Source organism: Allocoleopsis sp., from assembly GCF_036703385.1.
In the GTDB taxonomy this organism is placed as follows: Bacteria; Cyanobacteriota; Cyanobacteriia; order Cyanobacteriales; family Coleofasciculaceae; genus Allocoleopsis.
Map to the genome: position 1 here is coordinate 1 of NZ_DATNPA010000052.1, position 6,032 is coordinate 6,032.

Here is a 6,032-nt window from a genome sequence, read left to right on the forward strand (position 1 = left end):
GTAAGTCCTAAATCCGATGAAGATAGCTGATAAATGGCTGTGAATAATTGACCGCGTTGGGCAGGCATTTGCAGTGCGATCGCATTGCTGGACGAAGCCTCCTCACTCTGACTTTTTTCTATTTCCGACCATGCGATCGCTGCCAATGTCGAAATCGCAAACAAAGGAATATCCAATTGCTGCGCCAGCGTGCGAGCCGTCACAACACCAATACGGGTACTCGTAAAACTCCCAGGCCCCTTCGCCACCGCTATAAACGCTAAATCTGCCCAAGCTTGTGGCTTGACAAATTCAGCAAAATAGTGATGTAAATGAGTAGATAAATCCCGTCCTAAATTCCAGGTTTGGCTACGGCTTTCATCCACAAAATTGCTCAATGCCAAACCCAATTGAGCGCTACTGCTGTGGAGGGCAAGACCATACTTTTTTGTCTCGAAGTTATTTGGCATCAATCACACCGCCAAATCTTAACAGTCTTGTCAAAGCTGCCACTGGCGATCATTTGCCCATCCGCACTGAAAATCACCGAACTTACACCCTTAGAATGGCCCGAAAGAGTAAGAATTGTTTTTCCGGTTTCCGGATTCCACAATTTAATTGTTTTGTCATCACTCCCACTCGCTAGGATTTGTCCATCGGGACTCAATGCAACTGCATTCACCGCTGCAAACCAACCCGAATGGCCTGTGAGTGTGTGTAGCAGTTCCCCTGTTTCAATATTCCAAATTTTGATAGTTTTATCACAACTACCGGATGCAAGGATTTGCTGCTCGCGACTGAAGCTAAGACCACGAATCGTTTTAGAATGCCCGGAGAACGTGCGGATTTCTTCCCCAGTATTCAAGTCCCACAGCTTGACATGAGAGTCCCAATCACCAGTAGCGATGGTTTGACCATCCGGGCTGAAGCTGAGAGCCTCAATGATGTTTGGTGCAGATAGAGTACGAATGACTTCCCCAGTATTTGGATTCCATAACTTAATGGTTTTATCATTCCCGGCACTAGCGAGAATTTGTCCATCAGGACTAAACGCAATACGCTGAATGACGGATGAATGCCCAGACAAGGTGCGAATTTCTTCCCCGGTTTTCAGCTCCCATAGTTTAATAGTGTCGTCAGCAGCGCTAGCCAGAAATTGTCCATTAGGACTGATAGCAACTGACCGAACAAATGCCGAATGTCCAGCCAGGGTACGAATTTCTTGAGCAGTACTGATGTCCCATACCTTAAGGGTATGGTCTTCACTGCCGCTCACAATCCATTCCCCAGTAGGGCTGAAGGCAATAGAAGTAACCCCCGCATACCAATCTAAACCTCCATCTGAGTGTCCAGTGAAAGTCTGTACGCACCTCCAATTTTGAGCTTGAATGGTTGGTGTTTCCTGGACAATCGCTGGAGCCTTTGGCTCATGTTGAGCGGGAACCTCTAGTTCGGGTTGAGCGGGAAGCTCTAATTCAGGTTGAACTGGAAGTTCTGGTTCCGATTGAACTGGAAGTTCGGGTTCGGGTTGAGGGCTTGGTTTTGTCGGTGTTATAGCTATTGTGGCGGCAGCGGATGCTGTTTCTAAAAGACTCAAGTCATGGAGAACGTCCGCTGCATTCTGATAACGTCGCTTTGTGGCCGTTTCCATCATCTTATCCAGGATTCGCCCTAAGCTCTGAGTTACGGGATTGTTCAGGTACTCTTGCCACACCCAACCGCCTTCACTAACCGAATACAACTCAAACGGATCTTTCTGAGTGAGCAGATGGATGCAGGTTACACCTAAACTGTAGAGGTCACTGGCAAAGGTTCCTTTGCCCAGAGCTTGTTCTGGGGCAACATAGCCAGAGGTACCAAGTACTGTTCCGGTTGGTGGCAAAATTTTATCCGTGGCGAATTTAGCTGCACCAAAATCGACGAGAACGAGCTGACTCCCCTTTATGCTCTCGTCGCCTCCTTGAGCGGAGGGGAGAGTGTCAGCCGGGGAGTAGGAGGTTGAGGCGGTGCGCCGAATGATATTCTTTGGCTTAATATCTCGATGAATTACGTTTCTTTCATGGACAAACTGCAAGACGGGCAGTACTTCCCTTAACAGCTGCCGAATCTGGAATTCATTCAAGGCTCCATGAGACTCCAGATCTTGGTCTAGATGTTGCCCATCGATAAACTCTTGCACCAAATAGTGGTGCTGATTCTGGGTGAAATGGGCGAGTAATTCAGGAATCTGGGGATGGGTGCCTAATTCTTCGAGGCGCACAGCTTTTTGCTGAAACAGCTGCTCTGCTTCGTCGGCGTTTTCAGTCCCTTGAGCTTGCGGGAAAAACTGCTTGATGATGCAGTGCGGTTTGGATGGTTTGCATTCATCCACAGCCAAGAACGTTCTGCCAAATTGACCTTGACCGAGAAGTTCGAGGGAACGGTAGCGATCGCCTAATAGTAACTTTGTCCCACACCTTAGGCAAAATTTAGCATCACTGGGATTATGAGGCTTCTGGCAATTAGGATTTAGGCAGTAGCTCATACAAAGAAAAATCAGCTGCTACTTGAATATAGTCTGTCTTAGTCACAATTGCCCTCTGTTAGCCCTGTCATGCCATTTTGGATGCCAGGATGCAAGGATTTTGGACACTTGCCCATTGAGGAGATTTATAACTTCAAGATGGATCAACGCATTTTTTCCGGAGCATCCCTCGCTTAGGGTCAACGGTGTTAAGGTCTTCTGCGAAAATAATCTGATGTTTGTCACAAAATTAGTGGGCATTCTAGAAATTAAATTATTTGTACCCATTGGCAATGTGATAATGAATCATAGCTGCCGCAACCTGCGATTTTTCCCAGTTCTTAGAACGTTTTTGTTTCCTTGCGGCTTTGCGTTGCAGCACTTTCAGCCTACTTTGCATCAGTTTAATGACCATCCCAGGGCGAAACAAAGAGTGGGATGGGCTTTCGAGAAAAAGCTAAGATTATCTCTTTTAGGTTTAAGTGTTGAGAACACTCTGTAGGTTCTTCAACAATTCATTGGAGGTGTAGGGCTTTGGCAAAAAGGTTTGAACATGATTACCAACAAGTTCAAGCATTTTATGATTAGATACAAGTCCGCTCACGCCGATAATTTTGATATGGGGATTCATCTTTTGCAACATACGGATAGTTGTTGGCCCATCCATAGACGGCATCATCATATCAACTAACACAACGCTAATTTCTTCCTTATGTTGTGTATAGACGGCGAGCGCCTCAATTCCATCACCAGCAAGTAAAACGTTATAGCCAAAAGTTTCCAGCGAGATTTTGGTAGTCTCACGAATTGAGTCTTCATCATCGACCACAAGAATCAATTCTCCATGCCCACTTGGCAACTCATAACAATCACTGGATATAGAATCTGCCTCTAGAGTTTGTCCTGTGGGTAAGTACACCTGAAATTGCGTCCCTTTCCCTACTTGGCTACATACATTCACAAAACCCCCGTGGCTTTTAATGATGCCAATTACGGTTGAAAGACCAAGCCCTGTACCCTTACCCAGCTCTTTCGTGGTGAAAAATGGCTCAAAAATTCTATCGACTATTTCCCTAGGAATCCCTATTCCTGTATCGGATACAGTAACGACAACATAGGGGCCTACCTTAGCGTCAAGATTCATACGGGCATATTGGGCATCAATCCACAGATTTTTCGCAGAAATCTCCAGGATGCCACCCTCTGGCATGGCATCGCGACCATTAACACAGAGGTTCAGTAAGACTTGGTGCAATTGGCTAGCATCACCGGAGATCTTCCAGAGGTTAGGTGTCGATATATCAGTGCGAATTTCAATCGCTCTGGAAAAGGTTTGTTTAACAATCTGCTCAATGTCCGTAATTAATTGGCTCACGTCGAGGGTTGTATGCTGACCTTCCAGCCCTCGTGCGAACGATAGCACCTGTTTAACCAAATCAGAACTCCGCCTAGTATTTTTCTCTAGCATTTTCAGGAGTCTCTGACTCTGCTCATCCAGGAGTTTTTGTTCTAGGAGTTGAACACATATCAGAATTGGGGCTAGGGCATTATTGAGGTCGTGGGCGATTCCGCTGGCTAGGGTGCAGATACTCTCCGTGCGCTGAGCTCTCAGAAACTGCGCTTGCAGCTGTTTTTTCTCTGTAATATCGGTGTTGACAGTCAGAATAGATTTGGGCTGTCCTTCCTCATCGCGCACCACTGTCCAGCGACTGGCAACAATGATGTCCTTGCCTTGTCTGGTGACTTGATGCAACTCACCCTGCCATGCGCCACACTCCGCCAGACTAGTCTGAATCTCTTGATGTTGAGATAAGGTTTCCTGATGATACAAAAGTTCATTGGCGCTCTTGCCGATCGCGTCTTGGCTCTTCCATCCGTACATACATTCAGCGCCTTTGTTCCAAAATCGGATTTGGCCTGTCCAGTCTCGCACGAGCATCGCATCTGTCGTAATATCAAGCAAAGCCGCTTGTTCGTGAATTTTCTGTTCAGCTTGCTGGCGCTCAGTGATGTCGAGGACAAAACCGACAACGGTTTGTTGAGACTCTTCGATCAGGGCAGCCCCAACCATGACAGGCACGCGCGTTCCATCCTTGCGAATGTATTCTTTGGGGAAGGGAGTACAAACTCCAGAACTGATGATTTCTGCGATCGCTTTTTCTTCCAAATGCCAATATTCTGGTGGCGTCATTTCGTCCCAACGTAAATTGCCTGAGTGCAGATTTTCACGTTCATATCCCACCAGCTGTAGAAAGGCATCGTTTGCGTCTGTAATGTTGCCACTCAGGTCTGCCAAAATAATCCCAATCATATTCGATTCAACCAAGCGTCTAAATCGAGCTTCACTTTCCTGGAGTGCTTTAAACGCTAACTCTCGTTCCTGTTCTGAGCGCTTGCGCTCTTGGATTTCTTGCTCCAGGCGCATATTTTGCTCTTTAAGAGTCTTAGTCAGGTTGCGAAGGCTCAAATGGAGGTTAATACGGGCTAAAACCTCCTCATGCTGAAGCGGCTTAGTAATGTAATCCACTGCACCAAGATTCAACCCTCGAACCTTATCCACTGTATCGGTAAGGGCAGTCATGAAAATTACAGGAATATCTTGAGTTGCTGGATTTGCTTTCAGGCGGCGGCACGTTTCAAACCCGTCTATTCCTGGCATCAGTACATCTAATAGGATTAGATCGGGCGGAGCGTATTCAGCTCCTTCGATTGCACTTTCCCCATCTTCAGCCACCCTAACTTTGAAACCGGAATTCTCTAAAAAATCGAGTAGTACCTCTAAATTGGTAGGGGTATCATCGACGATTAAGATGACTCCCTTTTCAGTAGTATCCACACTCATTCTTACCTCTTAATATTGTTCCATAAATTCTCTAACTTCTTTCCCTGCCCATCCTGCCAAGGCCATTCAGGAGTGAGCAGCTCCCAAATTTCTGTCCACCGAGGATACGCGGGCTGTCTCAATGCTCCAAGATGCTTGAGGTCACCGAGTATGGGGCGAAAACTATCGTTATAAAACTGGGCTAGTTCGGGCTCCCAATAAATCAGCATCGGGAATCGGGATGCTAGGACGATACTCACGGCGGTAAGCCAGCTCTGGAGGCCACTACTAACTGGGTCGAGTAGGGTTTTTGACCAATCGAGCGTTAGCGAAGCGACTCCGAAGGAGTTTCCCCTGAGCGCCCCCATCTTCCCAGCACCTGCAAGGCAGTCTTCGAGTTTAGCGGTCTTCTCCTCATCCGTCATCGGTTCTTCTCCTATTAGACACAATGGAGCAATAAGGCTAAATTGCTGGGAGTGTTATCGACGATTAAGATGAGATCTATCTCCTGAATGTGAACTTAATGTGAAAACTCATGTTTATCTCTTATATTTTTTCTTTTATGAGCATTATTTTAGATAAAACGCTAATTTTTAGCCCCTTACCAAGACCCTCAACCCTACTAAATTTGGGTTGAGGTCGTTAAACTTTATTAAACGCTGAATAATAATAAATAATAAAAGTGATTTTATAAAGTGTTAATTTATAAAATTTAATTACCCTCCCTTA

At 46.1% G+C, this 6,032-nt stretch carries 4 protein-coding genes; all 4 read right to left on the minus strand.

Going from position 1 to position 6,032, the window contains the following annotated elements:
- The coding region (tsaB, locus tag V6C93_RS02905) for a tRNA (adenosine(37)-N6)-threonylcarbamoyltransferase complex dimerization subunit type 1 TsaB (protein WP_333475145.1) at positions 1-449 on the minus strand (449 nt) is incomplete at its 3' end.
- A complete protein-coding gene (locus V6C93_RS02910; protein ID WP_333475146.1) occupies positions 449-2,503 on the minus strand; it encodes a protein kinase domain-containing protein in 2,055 nt (684 codons plus the stop codon). The genes tsaB and V6C93_RS02910, both read right to left, overlap by 1 nt.
- 457 nt (positions 2,504-2,960) lie before the next feature.
- Positions 2,961-5,324: a response regulator gene (locus V6C93_RS02915; RefSeq protein WP_333475147.1), complete on the minus strand. Its 2,364-nt coding sequence runs from the start codon at positions 5,322-5,324 to the stop codon at positions 2,961-2,963.
- Between the two features lie 2 nt (positions 5,325-5,326).
- On the minus strand, positions 5,327-5,728 hold the full coding sequence (locus V6C93_RS02920) for a hypothetical protein (protein ID WP_333475148.1): 402 nt from the start codon (positions 5,726-5,728) through the stop codon (positions 5,327-5,329).
- Positions 5,729-6,032: the final 304 nt, after the last annotated feature.